Annotated in this window: 10 protein-coding genes and 3 pseudogenes; 5 read left to right on the top strand and 8 right to left on the bottom strand. The window is 60.3% G+C overall.

Going from position 1 to position 15,524, the window contains the following annotated elements; all coding sequences use genetic code 11:
• The first annotated feature begins 110 nt into the window (after positions 1 to 110).
• The 3 genes and pseudogenes from AS189_RS05100 (at position 111) to AS189_RS05090 (ending at position 3,135) form a co-directional block, all read left to right on the top strand.
• Complete coding sequence (locus AS189_RS05100; protein ID WP_062286610.1) at positions 111 to 1,583, top strand: PspC domain-containing protein; 1,473 nt, start codon at positions 111 to 113, stop codon at positions 1,581 to 1,583.
• Positions 1,584 to 1,630: 47 nt separating this feature from the next.
• The gene (locus AS189_RS19280; RefSeq protein WP_129587162.1) at positions 1,631 to 1,987 is read left to right on the top strand and encodes a hypothetical protein; all 357 of its coding nucleotides are present in this window, start codon (positions 1,631 to 1,633) and stop codon (positions 1,985 to 1,987) included.
• A 123-nt stretch (positions 1,988 to 2,110) separates the two neighbouring features.
• Positions 2,111 to 3,135: pseudogene (locus AS189_RS05090) on the top strand (6-phosphofructokinase).
• A 185-nt stretch (positions 3,136 to 3,320) separates the two neighbouring features.
• Here AS189_RS05090 and AS189_RS05085 read toward each other — a convergent pair.
• From AS189_RS05085 to AS189_RS05075, 3 genes are all read right to left on the bottom strand, one after another.
• Positions 3,321 to 4,217 carry a class C sortase gene (locus AS189_RS05085; RefSeq protein WP_082634090.1) on the bottom strand — a complete coding sequence of 299 codons (897 nt, stop codon included), beginning with the start codon at positions 4,215 to 4,217 and terminating at the stop codon, positions 3,321 to 3,323.
• 78 nt (positions 4,218 to 4,295) lie between these two features.
• Positions 4,296 to 5,750, bottom strand: a complete 1,455-nt coding sequence (locus AS189_RS05080; protein WP_062286609.1) for a SpaH/EbpB family LPXTG-anchored major pilin — start codon at positions 5,748 to 5,750, stop codon at positions 4,296 to 4,298.
• Positions 5,751 to 5,833: 83 nt separating this feature from the next.
• Positions 5,834 to 8,305 carry an LPXTG cell wall anchor domain-containing protein gene (locus AS189_RS05075; protein ID WP_062286608.1) on the bottom strand — a complete coding sequence of 824 codons (2,472 nt, stop codon included), beginning with the start codon at positions 8,303 to 8,305 and terminating at the stop codon, positions 5,834 to 5,836.
• A gap of 427 nt (positions 8,306 to 8,732) precedes the next feature.
• Between AS189_RS05075 and AS189_RS05070 the strand changes: the two genes are divergently transcribed.
• Entirely contained in the window at positions 8,733 to 9,464 is a 732-nt protein-coding gene (locus AS189_RS05070; protein WP_062286607.1) for a GNAT family N-acetyltransferase, read from the top strand.
• On the opposite strand, the gene AS189_RS05065 is transcribed toward AS189_RS05070, so the two are convergent.
• The 5 genes and pseudogenes from AS189_RS05065 to AS189_RS05045 form a co-directional block, all read right to left on the bottom strand.
• Positions 9,403 to 10,908, bottom strand: coding sequence for a DHA2 family efflux MFS transporter permease subunit (locus tag AS189_RS05065; RefSeq protein ID WP_082634088.1), 1,506 nt, complete (start codon positions 10,906 to 10,908; stop codon positions 9,403 to 9,405). The two genes, AS189_RS05070 and AS189_RS05065, sit on opposite strands and share 62 nt — an antisense overlap.
• A 41-nt stretch (positions 10,909 to 10,949) precedes the next feature.
• The gene (locus AS189_RS05060) at positions 10,950 to 11,513 is read right to left on the bottom strand and encodes a PadR family transcriptional regulator (protein ID WP_062286606.1); all 564 of its coding nucleotides are present in this window, start codon (positions 11,511 to 11,513) and stop codon (positions 10,950 to 10,952) included.
• Positions 11,514 to 11,627: 114 nt separating this feature from the next.
• Positions 11,628 to 12,724 (bottom strand): annotated as a pseudogene (locus AS189_RS05055) (YgfZ/GcvT domain-containing protein).
• Positions 12,725 to 12,835: 111 nt separating this feature from the next.
• A pseudogene (locus tag AS189_RS05050) lies at positions 12,836 to 13,443 on the bottom strand (FABP family protein).
• A 209-nt stretch (positions 13,444 to 13,652) separates the two neighbouring features.
• Entirely contained in the window at positions 13,653 to 14,558 is a 906-nt protein-coding gene (locus tag AS189_RS05045) for a permease (RefSeq protein WP_193393511.1), read from the bottom strand.
• A 142-nt stretch (positions 14,559 to 14,700) separates the two neighbouring features.
• Here AS189_RS05045 and AS189_RS05040 point away from each other — a divergent pair, with 142 nt between their 5' ends.
• Positions 14,701 to 15,399: a winged helix-turn-helix transcriptional regulator gene (locus AS189_RS05040; protein WP_062286605.1), complete on the top strand. Its 699-nt coding sequence runs from the start codon at positions 14,701 to 14,703 to the stop codon at positions 15,397 to 15,399.
• The last annotated feature ends 125 nt before the right edge of the window (positions 15,400 to 15,524 follow it).

The raw sequence follows: 15,524 nt of genomic DNA, 5'->3' as shown, positions 1-15,524 counted from the left end.
AATCCAAACACGCCCCGGAACCATTCGACCCTCTTTTCGGGGGTGCCTCAGGGTTCTTTCAGGGTCACCCCCAATAGCCGCCGGGGTGCTCCGCGGGACACCATTGAACTATGACTACCCCACATGACGGCCCAGAAGAACCAGCCGGCCCCGCTCCGGAACCGAAAGCACAGGAACCGCAAGACCCGGCCCCGCCAGCACAAGACCCACACGAGGTACCGGTGCAGGAGGAACCCCAAGCTCAGGAACCGGCACCAGCTTTCGCCCAGCCGCAACCGCAATCCGCAAAATTCTTCCATTGGCTCCGAGGGCTGGGCATCCGGCGCGGAAACAACCGCTGGTTGGGCGGCGTCTGCAGCGGCCTGGCCGATAAATGGGGCATTGACCCTGTGATTGTGCGCGGGCTCGCCGTAGTGCTGACACTCTTCTTCGGCGTCGGCTTGCTGGCCTATGGCGTGGCGTGGGCACTCCTGCCCGAGCCGGACGGGCGCATTCATGTTGAGGAGGTGGCCCGTGGACAATGGAGCGCCGGCATGACTGGTGCCGGCATCGCCACGCTGCTGGGCTTGGGCGGCTCCGGCACAGGGGCGTTCCGTGACGGGGACTGGTTCTTTTGGCCCGTCATCTGGGTCGGCGGCATTGCCTGGCTCATCTACTGGGCCATCAACCGCGACAAGACCAAGGATGCCCACCCCATTAACCTCGGTGCCGCACCGCAGCAGGGGGCTCCGGGCCCCGAATCAGGGCAGCAGCCCGGCCAGTCCTGGTACGGCCACAGCGTGAAATCGGCGGACTACAGCCCCAGCACCCCCGCCAACCCGTCAAGCACTGCCAACCCCACTCCCCCGTCCATGTTTTCCGGGCCGGTAACGCCCTACCTCCAGCAGCCATACCTGCCCACTGCGCAGATGTACGTCAAGAAACAACCCGTAAAGTCTAAGCCCCGCCTCGGCGCGGCGGGCAGCTTCCTGGTGATCGGCGCTGCAGCTGTGGTTGGTGCGGCCGTCATGCTCCTGGACGCCGGCAATGTCATCCACCTCGGCGGCTACGAGGCCGGCGTCGCGGCGGCAGCCGCTGCCATCACAGCCGGACTCGGCATTGTGGCCGCAGGAATGAGCGGCCGCACAGCTGGCGGACTCGGGACGTTTGCCGTTCTGGCCCTGATGTTCGCCGGACTGCTCAGCCTTCCCGCCAGCAACACCCCAGTCGACGCATTCAACAACACCAGCTGGACCCCCAGCTCCGTAGCTTCCGCAGAAGGCGGCAGGTCGGTGGTGCTGGGCAATGCCACCTTCGACCTGACCCAGCTCGGAGACGGCACCACCCTGAGCGCCGACGTGGACGTCCCGCTCAAGGCAGTCACCGCCAACATGACCGTCATGGTGCCGGCAGGCATCCCCGTGACGGTGAAGAGTGAGCTGGCGGCCGCCCAGTTCTCCATCGATGGAAAGAACGACGGCGGCGTCCTCACCCAGGATATGACCAGCACCATCAATCCCAGCGCCACAGGCTATGGCCTGGTCATCACTTTGCAGGCCGTGGCAAGCAACATTGACATCGTCACTGTGCCGGCACTTCCGTGACGGACAACAAGCACCTCCCAGACACCTCAGACAGAGTGGAGCACACCGTGAACAATCCAACCGAACCCCTCGAGCAACCGGAGCACACCACGGGTGGTGGCAGTCATCGCCCGCCGGCCGGATATTTCACGGACCCCTCACTCTCTCCGACCCGCGAAGCTGCGGCCGGGAGCGAAACCCCGGAACGCCAGAACTCGCCCGCCGGCACGCAGCCCGGGCGGCACCCGGCCCGCGTAGGCACCATAGTCTGGGGCGCCGTAGTTCTTGTGGCAGGGATCCTGCTCATCCTGGCCACCCAGCTGAACCTCAATCTGGACGCCGGCCTGACCACCATGTGGCTGCTGCTCGGGGCAGGCGTTGCCATGGTGGCAGGGGGCGCCGTCAACCTGATGCAAAGGAAATAGCGAAAGTCCACGGATCGGTCGTGAGGTTGCCGAGATCACATCTACGTCTAGAATGGTCTGATGAGGAGCTCAATGATGCGCTCAACCCACATTGACTCCATCCCTCGAAGGACCTAAATACACATGAAGATTGGAATTCTCACCAGCGGCGGAGACTGCCCCGGGCTGAACGCAGTGATTCGCGGAATCGTTTTGAAGGGCATCAAGTCCTACGGCCACGAATTTGTTGGTTTCCGTGACGGCTGGCGCGGCGTGGTCGAGGGCGATGTCATGGACCTCCCCGCCAGATGGTCCGCGGCATCTCAAAGCAGGGCGGCACCATCTTGGGCACCTCCCGGACCAACCCCTTCGAAGGCAACGGTGGCCCCGACGTCATCAAGGCCAACATGGAACGTCTCGGCGTTGATGCGCTGATCGCTATCGGCGGCGAAGGCACCCTTGCCGCAGCGCGCCGCCTCACCGATGCTGGCCTGAAAATTGTGGGCGTACCCAAGACCGTGGACAACGATCTTGACGCCACGGACTACACCTTCGGCTTTGACACTGCTGTGCAGATTGCCACCGAGGCCATCGACCGTTTGCGCACAACGGGCGAATCCCACCACCGCTGCATGATTGCCGAGGTCATGGGCCGCCACGTTGGTTGGATTGCCCTGCATGCCGGCATGGCCACCGGCGCCCACGCCGTGCTGATCCCGGAGCAGAAGACCAGCATGGACCAGATCGTTGAATGGGTGAAGGAAGCACACGACCGTGGCCGTGCGCCTTTGGTTGTAGTGGCTGAAGGATTCGTCCCAGACCACCAGGACTCGGCACACTCTGAGCGCGGCCTTGACACCTTTGGCCGTCCCCGCCTCGGCGGCATTGGCGACCAGCTGGCACCCGAGATCGAAGCCCGCACGGGGATTGAAACCCGCGCCACGATCCTGGGCCACATCCAGCGTGGCGGCGTCCCTTCCAGTTTTGACCGTGTTCTGGCCACCCGCTTGGGCATGGCCGCCGTGGACTCCGTGGTGGAAGCACGCTGGGGCACCATGGTGGCGCTCAAGGGCACCGAGATTGAGCATGTACCCTTCGAGGCCGCCCTGGGAAACCTCAAGACCGTACCGCAGCATCGCTATGACGAAGCCGCCATCCTGTTCGGCTAAGCCTTGAATCGAGAACGCCCCGCAGCAATTCATTGCTGCGGGGCGTTTGTTTTGTCTTGGGGTTGCTGAGTGTTGGCAGTAGACAAGAAAAGCCCCTCCGGGGACAGAGGGGCTTTTCTTTTCACTGCTCTCCGGGCAGCCGCCTGGGGGTGCGGCTGCCCGGATTTTCCTGGACCTTGGGGGTCTCAGGATTCTGTGCGTTCCTTAGCGCGGCGTCCGCCCACCACAAGGATGGTGATGGAAGCGGCCGCTGCGGTTCCCAACCCGACTGCCCACCAAGGGAAGTCGAGGTCGATTGACGTGCCGCCATTAGCAGTTTCCTGGGGCGGGGTGTCAATCCGTTCGCCGGTCACGACGAGGCGGTGGGTGTTGATGCCGATGGGGGTACAGGTGATCAGGGAGAGCAGGTCTTCGCCTTCCACCGGCCGCAGTGATTCAGTCTCGGTGGGCAAAATGGTTTCAACCTGGGTCACCCGGTATGTGAGAACTTCACCGTAGACTTCCACCGAAATATCCTGGCCAACCTTGACCTTCTCCAGATCGGTGAAGAGGGTTGATTCCGGAATTCCCGAGTGGCCCGTCAGCACCGCATGAGTGCCGACGCCGCCAACCGGAAGGGCGGTGCCAAACAAGTGCCCCACGCCCCGCCGCAGCACCGGATCGCTGGTCCCATGAAGGACAGGCAGGTCCGCCTTGATTGAGGGGATCTGCAGGCGTGCCATCACACCGTCCGAGCTCAGCGAAAGCTGCTTTCGGTATTCCTCACCAGCTTCCGTCTGCTCACCTGCTGGTGCGTTGCTGAACGGATCCAGCAACGCACCGCCGGTCAAGGTCTGGTTGTAGGCCCTGGCCGCGGCGAGGGCCTCGCTGCGCCCTTCCGGGCCAAGAACCTCAACGCTATTGCCATAGGTGGCCAGATCCTCGGACTGCTGCAGCGTGGAGAACCAGCTCGCGGTGGCCGGGTAGAGGAGGACACTCACACCAACGAAGACCAGTACGGCGATGAACACCACTGAACCCGACACCCTTGCCCGCAGGCTCGGTGCCGTGCTGGCCGGTACCAGCGTGTTGTGTCTTCCCATGTGCGGGCGGACTCCTCAATCAAGGTCTCTGGAGGGAGACGCGGCGTGCGCCTCCCTCCAGAGTCATGCGGGTGTTGACTATGCCTGAACCGTGCGGCGAGTGCTGCGCTTGCGCAAGGCCACACCACCGGCAACAGCAAGCAGTCCCAGACCAACGGTCATGAACATAGCCGTGCCGGAGCCACCCGTGAGGGGAAGCGTGAACGGCTTGGTCTGGACGTTCTCAACCTCGATGTCAACGGTGGTCGCGATCTCGGTGTTGACAACGAAGGACTTCGGCGTGGCTGCGCTTACGGAGGTGGAGATGTTGTAGCCGAGGGGCGCCTTGGTCTCTACCAGCCAGTAGGTGATGTCCGCCCCGGCTCCATTGTTCTTGGCCTTCAGGCCGGCAATGTTGACGATGCCGTCAGCGTTGGATGTGAAGACCGTCTTGCCTGACACGGAGATGGCGTTGTCGCCGGCCTTGGCATCAGCTTCAGTTGCGTAGACCTGGAACTCGGCGCCTTCCAAGTTCTTGGTCTTGTCAGCTGCATCGGTCTTGCGGATGATGACGTTGCCCCAGTTGGTCTGGACCTTGTCAGAGGTGGCCTCGTTGCCGTTGACGAAGACGCTCGCATCATTCGTGATGATGCCGCTGCTGTTGCCATCGAGTGTGGTCACGGTGGTGTCCAGGGCTACCTCGACGCTGGTGCCGGGTTTGAGCTTGGCCAGGCCGGAAGCCTTGAAGTTAATCTTGACGGCGCCGGACTCAGGGGTGCTGTCGACTTCGTAGTCAGTTGCGAGCAGGCCGTTGGCCGGAACCAGCGATACAGTGGCGCTGCTGAACGTCAGACGGGGATCAAGCTTGTCCTCAATGGCAAAGCTGGCCAACTTGTTGCCTTCAGATGCGTTGGGCACCTTAGCGGCAATGTTCCAGGTGACCTTGCTGCCAAGTCCCTTGGCAGCCGAGTCGTTTACCGTCTTGGTGATCGAAGACAGTGAGTTCTTCGGGTAGACGTGGACGTCATAGATCCAGGTGTTCTTCGTGCTGTCGGGCAGCGGCAGAGTTACCAAGAACGGCTGGGCTGCGAAGGCGATGTTGTTGGCGCCCGGCTTGGTCTCAGTCACCAGGTAAACGGCCTGCTTCAGGCCGGGGAAGTTAATGACGCCAGCTTCATTGGTTACGCCAGGTACCCCAGCTCCGAGGTTTGCCGGGAGAATCGCTCCGGGGGTCAGGTCCGCAGTTGCTTCCCAACCTTCATTGGTCTTCAAGTTAATGTTGGTCACCTCTTGGATGGTGAATTCAACACCCTTCAGTGGCGTCAGGCCGCTGGTGTCCGCATCGGGAAGCTTGTTGCCGTCCGGGGCAGTTCCCTGCGTTGCCGGCTGCGCGAACTTGTGGATCGTCAGGGACTTCGGGGTGCTCTCATTAATGTTGCCAGCATCTGCGGCGTTAGCCGGGAGCATGCTTCCGAAGAGTGCTGCGGTGGCGAGGGCGGCGATGCCGAGACCGGCGGTGATTCGCCGCTTGAGCGGGTTTCGTCCAATGGACATGGGATGGTTCCTATCGGTGGTGGTGGTGATGATGATGGCAATAATTGTGTGGTTTGGTGGCAGGGCGTGGCGCCCCGCGGTTGCTAGCGGTTGGTCTTGAACTTTCGGACCAGAACCCAAGCAGTGAACAGGATTGCCACGAGGAGGATTCCTCCGCCGACAACCATGTAGGTCCAGTTGCCGGTGCCGCCTGTGAGCGGGAGGGCGAAGGTCGGAACACTGGCGTTGACGAAGCGGTAGACCTCGTGTTTGCCGGTCTGCACCGAGACGGTCGCCGATTCGGCGTCCACCCAGGCATCCGGATTCGCTAGGCTCTTGTCCGCGTTTAGTTTGCCGGTGTAGCGCTGCAGGCTCAGCTGCAGGTACGCGGGCTTGCCAGCGCTCGCTTCGCTCAGTGCATAGTTCAAGCCAGCGGTCACGGACTTGGTGTTGGCATCCGCCACAGTGTTGGCGCCAGCAACCGTCAGGGCCTCCCCCGTGCCGGGCTTGGCCGTCAGGGTGAAGTCACCGGGAACCAGGGTCCCGCCGTTGCTGTTGTCAATGAACTTCAGCAACGTCAGCACCGTGGTGCACTTCACCGTGTTAGTTACGGTGTAGCTGTTGTCACCGGCGGCCAGCACTGCAGCATAGGGAACATTGTTCGAGATCTTCGTTCCATTGGCGAGTGTCACCTTTGAGTCCGTGACCTTGCAGGCCATGGTCGGGTCAATGGTTGTGGTCTCATCGATGGTGACCGTGTTTCCGGCGAAGTATCCGGAGTATACCGTTCCCCACTTCGGCGCGGTGGCCCCGGTGAGGGTCAGTGCAGCAGAGATGCCGGCAGGCTGCTGGCCATTGGTGTATGCCTTACCGTCAACGATCCACTGCTTCTGAACCATAGTTGTCGCTGCTTTGTTCGTATTGGTGAACGCACAGATGACGTCGCTGGCACCGAGAGTGAAGCTTCCCGTCAAGGTTCCTTGAGCCACGGTTCCCGTGGCCGTTGTGCACTTGAGCGTCGAGGTATAGCTGCCCTTGTTGGTGGCCGTTGCCAGTACCTCGGACACGTTCACCGTGCTCCCCTGGGGAAAACTAGCCACAATCACGTTGCCGCTGGCCGGCACTGTGGACGAACCCGTCTCGGGTCCGGCGGTGAAGCTTGCCGTATCGCCGTCGACCGCGTTGACCCAGTTCTTGGTGACCGTCACCTTGGCCACTGGCAGCGGGATCTTTGCGTTGATGACTTCACAGCTGATGGCATCGGCCGGGTTTATCGTCACGGTAAAACCGAGAGTACCTGAATTGGTGACTGGCACATTTGCGCCCGTAACGTTGTTGGTGCACTTGGCATTCTTGGAGTTTTGGAGTTCCAGGACATGCTGCGACTGCTGAACTTCTGCAAATTGAACCGTGCGCCCACTTGAAACAAGGTTATTGACCTTGAAGTTCACGGCTCCGTCAGTCCCGGTGACTGCGTTGAACGGGGAGATGTCGTCCGTTGCCCTGCCGTTGATAGTCCAACCGGCTGCGGGTGCAAGCGTCCCATCCAATTCTCGCACCTGCTTGACGATGCTGACCGTGCCTTGGCAGTTCTTCAGCGCTATCTCGGTGAGCTTGGCCGTCAACTTGTCATAGTCATCGATCTTGAAGTAGTCGGCGCCCGAAACGGGGCCAGAAATGGCTTGAATATTGGCCATGTTGATGTCGGCCCCCACGCCCAGTCCCATGACGAATGTGCCGGAATTCTTCAAAGCGTCCGCAGCGGTCACTGCCGTTGACAGGTCTACGGCATCGGATCTTAGCCCAAAATCAGTGTTGTTCCGGGGGACAGACTGGTTGCCGTTTGAGTTCGGTGTCCCGTAAGCAGTCGGATTACCATCGGTGACAAACAAGACGATGTCATATTGACTCGTGGGGATCTGGCGCAATGCGGCGTCCCAGTTTGTGCCACCTACGCTGGTGGGTACCCGACTGAACTGCCCAATCTTGGTATTAACAGTATTGGCACCGTTCGTTGTCGACACCGATGACTTGGCGATGGACACGTTGGTGCGGTCCGGTGCAAATGTTCCGAAGGTGTAGGCCCCCACGGAAGACGGAGTGCCGCGCAAGCTGTCTACGACGCTCTTTGCTGCAGTCTTCGAAGAAGCAACGTGCGTGTCAAGCAGGGAGTTGGAAAGATCGAGAACAATAGCTATGTTCAGCCCGCATTTGCCCGGAAGTACCGGGTTATTCAGCGCAGTGACCAATGCCTGTGGGGCCACCTTGAGCTGCTGGGCAGCGGGGGCCTTGGGCGCAGCGTCGATGACCGGGGCCTCGGGGGCGGCCTTAGTCGGCGCAACCGGCTCGGAGGTAGCTTCGCCGGCTGTCGCAGGCTCTTCGCTCGGAGCCGCAGCAGCGTGAGTAGTCTCCGCGACTGCCAGGTCCGCTGCAGCGGGAGTGCTTTCCGCGACTGCCGGCGTTGCCTCGGCAGCGGCGGCTGGCAAATCGACGGCGTCAGGAGAGGACGCCACTGCGCCCACTCCGACACTTCCGACCAGTGCCAGGCCCAACATGCCGGCGGCTACGCGCAGCAATGCTGTCCTGCCAGCCGGACCGGATCTACGCCGGCTTCCATGCCGGTGTCGGGCAGACGTGGAAAAACGCATGACAACTCCCCCAAAAACGAACTAATGATTGGCGCAAATGTGCGCATCATTAGATTAGGGAGGTTGGGCTAACAAATACCCGAGTGGTCAACACTCTACTTTTGGACTGTCACACTCTATTTTTATACTATTTCACTCTACTTTTAGACAGTCAGGCTGTACTTTTGGGCAGTCACACTCTAAAAGAGCTACCGAAACACTCGCATTGTGATGTGGATCATGGAGTGTTGCGACGGGGCCAAGAAAGGCGCAGCTCTTTTGCAACGATGCGCACGGTAGCTAAGAGGAGCCCAGGTCCGCCCGCACATGAATAATGCCCGCAGCAATTGTTTGCTGCGGGCATTAGCGTTAAAGCATGACCTTCGATCTGAACTCCGCACCCATTGTTCTGCTGGCCTGGGAACGGGCACTGGCTCTCCCCACGGATTCGCTGCTCTCGGACACCCGGGACGGCCGGATCACCCACGCCGCGGAAACTACTGAGCTGACCTTCCTGCGCCTGTGGAACCAGTCCATCCTCAGCGGTCCGGCACACCTACTGGCTGCCGCGCAGGAGTACAGTGACGACGAACTCAGCGACCACTCCACTATGCTGCGTCTAACAAAGCTCGAAGGCGGCCGCGGGCTGGGCACCCAGGCCCTGTACTACGCCGACGATCTGGAGTTGCATCAGCCCGAGCACACCGTCCATGTTTCCACCGGCACACCGGAGGCCTTGAGGCTTGAATCATTGTGCCCGCCGGACGACGTCAACGATGTGGGCCTCTCCGGCCGGGAGCACAAATTCACTGTCATGGATTCGGGCGAGTCCGACGCCGGCCCCCTCGCCTGCAGCGCCTACGCCGAGCATCAGGGACTACTCGCCCAATTGGGCACCCTAGTGGCGCCGAATGCCCGGCGCCAGGGCCTGGGCCGCCTGGCCACAAGCATTGCTGCCCACGAGGCGCTGGCCGCCGGGCTAATTGTGCAGTGGCAGTCTGATGTGAATAATTCCGCTGCCCATGCCCTGGCCGTTGGTACCGGTTTTAGTGTGGCTGGCTTGCTGACCCGGATTTCTCTTCAGACTGGTCAAACTCGGCATAAATAGCAGTGACATCGCGTGGCTTGGCAAAGAAGATAGCCATGGCAGCGCCCAGCAGCACGGCGGCCGCTGGCAGCAGCGTTGACTGCGCCATAGCGGCGGAGAAGCCTGCATGCAGGAATTCAGGCAACTGGCCCGTTCCACCGGCGGCGCTGCCGGTGGAACCGGCAGGCAATTCGGCCGCCAGGCGGGCGGAGATCAACGCGGCGATTGCAGCACTTCCCAGAACCGCACCAATCTGGCGCGTCGTGTTGTAGATGCCAGCCCCGGCGCCAGCCTCGCGCGGGCCAAGGTTGCGGGTGGCCGTCGTCGACAGTGGAGCCCAAATGCCCGAGCTGGCAATACCAAGAAGGCCACTGGGTAGCAAGAACAGCCAGATCGGGGTGTCTGGAGTCATTAACAGTGCCGTCCAGCCCAGCGAGATGGACATCAGAATAAACCCGACGAAGGCAACATAACGGGGGTTGACGGCGTCAACGAGCTTGCCCACAAAGGGTGCCAAGACGCCCGAGAGCAGCGCCATAGGAATCATCATGAGAGCCGATTGGGTTGGCGTCATGCCGCGGACCAGCTGGTAGTAGAAGAACAGTGGCAGGCTCATGGCCGTCACGCTGAAACCCATCGAAGTGATGGCGATGTTGGCGAGGGAGAAGTTGCGCACCTTGAAGAGGTGCAGCGGGACAAGGGGCTCACCCTTGTTCACTGCTTGCCACCAGACGAACGCAACCAGGAACAGGATTCCGGCAACGATCAGGCTCCAAACGGTGATGGGACCGGCAATGACACCCCAGTCGAAGCTTTCGCCTTCTTGAATACCAAAAACAACCAGGAACAATCCAGCAGAGCTGAGCAAGACACCCAGCCAGTCAAATTTGTGTTCATGGGTGGCCAGGGTGGGCACCAAACGCCATGCCAGCACAAATGCCACGATTCCCACGGGGACGTTGACGAAGAAGATCCATTCCCAGCCGAGACCGTCCACCAGGATACCTCCCGCGATGGGGCCTACCAACATAGCCACACCCGCAGTGGCACCCCACAAGCCCATGGCCGGGCCGCGCTTGTCCGGGGCGAAGATTCGGGTAATGATCGCCATGGTTTGCGGCGTCATCATGGCCGCACCGAGTCCCTGGACCACGCGGGCAATGATGAGGGTCCTAATGTCCCCGGAGAATCCGCACCAGAGGGACGCCAGCGTGAAAACTGTCAGTCCGCTCAAGTAGAGGTTCTTGGGTCCGTATTTATCGCCCAACCGTCCAGTCACCAGAAGCGGGACGGCGTACGCCAGCAGGTAGGCACTGGTAGCCCAAATCACTGAGTTGATGTCAGTGTTGAGGCCTTCCATGATTTTGGGATTCGCCACCGAAACAATGGTTGAATCCACCAGGATCATGAAGAATCCCAGAACGAGTGCCCATAATGCGGGCCACGGTTTTGCCACGACTTCCATGAATGTTCCTTATAACTAGAAAAATAGCGGTTGCGGTTAGTTCACCAGTGCAGTGTTCCGGAGGAAATATCTGCGCAGAGCTCTCGGATCCACTGCATTTCGGCATTTAGCAAGGCCTGTTGGTAATGCAGATCGATCAGGAAACGTGGCTCAACACCCTTCGCCGAAGCGTTGGCAACTCCTGTCTCCAACGCAGCCCAATCCACTTCTAAGGCATCAAGGCGCTGCCCCAAGAGCTCGGTCACGACCGCTGCGGGTAGGTTGTGCGCCTCATCCAAGGCCTGCGGGAAACACGGATATTCGTTGATCGGAGTAGCCAAGATTTCCTTGACACGCTTTTCCAACGCCACTCTGCCCTCGGGCAAAATAGCGTAGGTGGTTCGCTCTGGCCGATTGCCGTCCCGTTCGGTTCCAATAGGCTCCACCAACGCAGCAGCCGCCAAACGGCCCACCGCGTGATAGAGCGTACCTGGACGGACTTTAACAATTCGATCCTCGCGACGCTGCATCAGCACTTGATACATCTCGTAAGGATGCATGGGACGTTCAACAAGAAGCCCCAAAGCGGATATGCCCAATGGCGTCAGGTGCGTAGCCTTTGCCATGATCCTCCTCATTACTATTCCGCATGAATTATTCCATGTGGAATAGTCTCGCACAAGAGCAGCTGCCACGGTGGCGGCTGACCTTTGTTGCGGGTTTTTGTGGTGCCGGATGTATCAGCGCGGTGAGCGCAGGAATCCCGTTTGCCTGCCTACCACTTGGCCAGCATCTGTGGCAACGATGATTTCCTGATTGGCTGGATACTGCTCCCCATCGTCGTTGACGATCAGGACGGCGTCGGGATCCACTGATCGTTTGACCAATGCCAGGGCAATGGGCCCCATCTCATAGTGTTGAGCCGAGGAGGTGACAGTCCCAACTACCCGCTCATCAACGAGTACTTCGCTACCCACAGCGGGCAGGGTGTGCAAGGAGCCATCCAACTGCAAGAACACCAAACGACGCGGGGGCGGCCGAGGTTATGAACGCGCGCAACGGTTTCTTGGCCCTTGTAGCAGCCCTTGTTTAAATGCACTGCAGTGCGAATCAGATCCAACTCATGAGGAATGGTCTTCTCATCCGTTTCCGCACCACGACGAGGCCGCCAAGCCGCCACGCGCAGCGCTTCTGCCGCCCAAGCCCCTGCCAACGGACGCTGCCCTACGGTCTCAACGAGGTCTGCGGCCGGGATGAGGTACTCAAACCACGGGCGCTCCAGTCCGGGGTGTTCTGCATCCGTCACCGCGGCATAGCTGTAACCGCCAGCAGAAATATTGGGCCAGGGATCTTCCCACACGGTCAAATCTGACCATTCCGCAATCCGCGCCACCGAGCCCACCACGGCCCAGTCCGCGGAGACATCCGCAATCTCCACGCGGAGCATGAATTTCATCGAGCTGAGCCACTGGGCGAGCGGAGCTGCTTCCTCGGTCTCCACGATCAGCCATGTTGTTTCGCCGTCATCTACCACCCGTGCGTCGTAGTCGATGCGCCCTTGAATGGTGAGCAACAGCAGTTCGGTGCCAGTATTGGGGGCAAGATTTGTCAGCGCCTGGGAGGAGAGTGTGTTGAGCCAGCTGAGCCTGTCCGGGCCGCTGACGCTCACCACTCCACGGTGGGACAGATCTACGACGGCGCTGGGCGCCTTACCGAGGTATCCGATCAGGAGCCGCTGTTCACGGTTGGGATCCCCATAGTGGGCGGCAACGCCGGCATCGAGGCCGCCTGCTGCCACGGCGCCGGAACGGTTCAATAAAGGACTCAAATAGCTCATAACGGGTGCAACGCCTTCTCTTGGGAGCCTATTCCACCCAGCCCACAGATCCGCAGAATGGAGGCTGCCTAAAGCGGCCGGTGACCGGATCCGCCGTCGTGCTTAAACCAGTTAGGGCTGCGTGGGAACTTTGTGCAAGGCAGCGGAGGCATGTGCGGCCAATGATTTGCCCTGCGCAGCCACATCCCAGCGCCAGTAAAGGTCGCCGTTGACGAGGCCAAAATACGGGTAGCCGCTGTGTAACTCTTGGCACCTGCACCGCGCATGACGGCGTCGGTGGACAGCTGAATCTGCGGGCCCTTGATGCTGCCGTAGTACAGCTCGGAGATGCCTCCGGGGTGCACAATGTTGGCCATGATGTCGAAGCCGCCATCAGCATTGCGGAGGGCTTCGACGTCGTCGGCCGTGCGCAGTGCTGGAACAATATCCGCCGGAATCAGGCCGGGGCCACCATCTGAATCGTTCATGGGACGGTCCAGCTGCCAGAAGCCGGTTTCAACGGATAGGGGTCGCAAAATAGCGCCGTGCTCATCCGTCAGCCAAGACTGGGCCGAGTACTGCAAATACGGCAGGCCATTGCTGCTGAAGGTCACGGTCTGGGTGAAGTATTCCGAGTCATCTTCACCGGTACCAAGACGTCCGGCACCCTTCCAGGTGCCCAGCAGCCACGAAAGAGGAACGAGTTCAGGGGTGAGGTCCGTCGGGATTTCAATAGGCATGACGGATTACTGCTGGCCCTTGAACAGGCGCCACACCACCAGTCCGGCAAACCAGGCCATGGTTATGCCGGCCAAAGCCAGCAGGCAGATGAAGAAGATTTCCAAGGCAAGTACGCTCATGTTGCCATCCTACAATGTTCTGCGCGTGGTTGATTCACTGGCGTGCCCGGGGATCGGCAATTGGCCCTTCGCTGGCACGGGTCAATCGTTTAAGACAAGAGAATTTTCTCCACGAAGTACACAATGGCGCCGATGGACAAGATGGGGGCCAGCGCAGCAGCTGCCGTGCTGATTGCCCGGGCCGGCGCGCTTGCGGGCCGGCTGCTTGGAGCCGAGCTGACTTCGGGGGCTAGAGCTGCTCCTGTTACTGCGGTGTCGGAGGCGCTTGCTACTGCATCAGAGGCGCCCTCTAGCGCACCCTCACCGCTCCCTTCGCTCACAACATCTGCCACATTCAGTGCCGGACTGGCAATCAGCGGCAGCGTGAGTGTTCGCAGGCGTCGGAACGCCGCAATGATCGATGCCACCACGATCGCCAATACGGCAGCTGGAACAATACGGACATCGGAGACCAGCAGAGCGGTCAGCGGGCCCGCCAATGCGGCCAGCACAATGGCCAAAGGCGCAGACAACCGGTCCGGCCACGGGAGCATTCCAGCCAGGAGCGCCACTGCGGCGCTGATGGCAACGATGAATGTCATTCCCGGCTCCCCCAGGAATCTAAAGGAAGCCACCCATCCACAGGCAAACCCTGCAATGGCAACTCCTGCACCGGCGCCCAAGGTGGACTCCAGCCGCCTCTTTTGACCGGTGCCGCGGATGAGTTGAACCACCATGACAGCCCCGAACCCCACCGCAATGTAGATAGGAGTCCACGCCAGATAATCCTTGCCCTCAGCCATGGCGGCAGTCAGGGCGGCTACTGCGCCTGTTGCGGCGATGACAGTACCCAAAGTCTTCTTCGCCGGTATGGCCAGATAGTGGGGCCAGCCGTACCCAAAAATGACGGCAAGGAGAATACTCACTCCCGCCGTGTATTCAAGTCCAAGGTAGTGCCCAGCTACTAACAAAGCTAGAGCGACGATTCCAATAAGTCCGGCTATAGATGACTTCACACATCAATCCTGCCTTATTCTGCCGGTACACTGTGGAACAACCCTGTCGCGGAGCGTCTTAGTTTGTTGTGATGACGCCAGACGGGCTCCGCCGACGGTCCTACGCTCAAAGATGCGCTTTCAGCCACTTTGTTAGGGAGACATGTCGCAGATTTTATTGCTGACCAACAACCACGGTTCATCCGTGGATATTTTGCCTGCGCTGGAACTGTTGAGCCATGAAATCCACATCTTGCCGGCCGTAGCCACTGCCTTACTCGACGCGCGCCCCTCTGAAATCATCATGGTTGATGCACGGACTGACTTGGCAGGTTCGCGCTCCTTGTGCCAGATACTGCGTGCCACGGGCATCAGCATTCCCCTTCTTCTGATTCTGACCGAGGGCGGCATGGCAGTGGTCACTGCTGCTTGGGCTGCCGATGACATGATCCTTGAATCCGCAGGCCCGGCGGAAGTTGAAGCCCGTATCCGGCTGGCCGTGACGCGGGTTCCTGCCTCCGAAGAGGAGGGCAACCAGGAGATTCACGCCTCCGGCATTGTCATTGACGAGGACAGCTACACGGCCCGCGTCCACGGGAGCGCATTGAATCTGACGTACAAAGAATTTGAACTCCTGAAGTATCTAGCCCAGCACCCGGGCCGCGTCTTCACCCGCGCACAACTTCTCAATGAGGTGTGGGGCTACGACTACTACGGAGGCACCCGCACGGTCGATGTTCACGTGCGTAGGCTTCGCGCCAAACTAGGTAGCGAGAACGAAAATCTCATCAGTACGGTGCGAAATGTCGGGTACCGATTAACAGTGTCCCGCCAATCCGAAGAGTCCCTGGCGGAAGCCTGAACAATCCCTAGAACATAAAGTAAGGCCCGTTTCCATGAAGGAAACGGGCCTTACTTTATGAAAGTGGAGGACATACGGGTCGAACGTATCGAGGACACCCCACTGGTGCATCCCCCCAGTTAAGC

Origin of the sequence: Arthrobacter alpinus (genome assembly GCF_001445575.1) — a bacterium.
Lineage (GTDB): Bacteria > Actinomycetota > Actinomycetes > Actinomycetales > Micrococcaceae > Specibacter > Specibacter alpinus_C.
Note: the sequence above shows the minus strand (reverse complement) of the source record. Positions and strands in the feature narration are given on the sequence as shown.

Excerpts from the sequence above, each read along its gene's own strand:
- AS189_RS05100 (WP_062286610.1), top strand. The coding sequence starts at position 111 with ATGACTACCCCACATGACGGCCCAGAAGAACCAGCCGGCCCCGCTCCG.
- AS189_RS05085 (WP_082634090.1), bottom strand. The coding sequence starts at position 4,217 with ATGGGAAGACACAACACGCTGGTACCGGCCAGCACGGCACCGAGCCTG.
- AS189_RS05080 (WP_062286609.1), bottom strand. The coding sequence starts at position 5,750 with ATGTCCATTGGACGAAACCCGCTCAAGCGGCGAATCACCGCCGGTCTC.
- AS189_RS05070 (WP_062286607.1), top strand. The coding sequence starts at position 8,733 with ATGACCTTCGATCTGAACTCCGCACCCATTGTTCTGCTGGCCTGGGAA.
- AS189_RS05065 (WP_082634088.1), bottom strand. The coding sequence starts at position 10,908 with ATGGAAGTCGTGGCAAAACCGTGGCCCGCATTATGGGCACTCGTTCTG.
- AS189_RS05060 (WP_062286606.1), bottom strand. The coding sequence starts at position 11,513 with ATGGCAAAGGCTACGCACCTGACGCCATTGGGCATATCCGCTTTGGGG.
- AS189_RS05040 (WP_062286605.1), top strand. The coding sequence starts at position 14,701 with ATGTCGCAGATTTTATTGCTGACCAACAACCACGGTTCATCCGTGGAT.